1 pseudogene is annotated in these 276 nt (G+C 65.9%); it reads left to right on the plus strand.

Annotated elements, in window-relative coordinates:
- Positions 1-276: pseudogene (locus tag IRY44_RS30515) on the plus strand (hypothetical protein); the annotation flags it as partial.

Raw genomic sequence — 276 nt, forward strand, 5'->3', positions numbered from 1 at the left:
GGACACCACCCCCGCGGCGAAGCCGGTGAGTGTGAGCGTGCAGGGTGACAAGCTGATCCCGCACGGTGTGCAGGGTGAGCAGTCGCGCATCGACCTGAACGACGAGCAGACCAAGAACGTGAAGGCGATCATCGCGGCGACGAAGAAGGCCGGCATGGACGAGCGCGCTGCGGTGGTGTCGATCGCGACGGCGTTGCAGGAGTCGAAGCTGGAGAACCTGGGCCACCTGGGTGACCGTAACGACCACGACTCGCAGGGCCTGTTCCAGCAGCGTCC

It is taken from the genome of Micromonospora sp. ANENR4 (assembly GCF_015354395.1).
Lineage (GTDB): Bacteria > Actinomycetota > Actinomycetes > Mycobacteriales > Micromonosporaceae > Micromonospora > Micromonospora aurantiaca.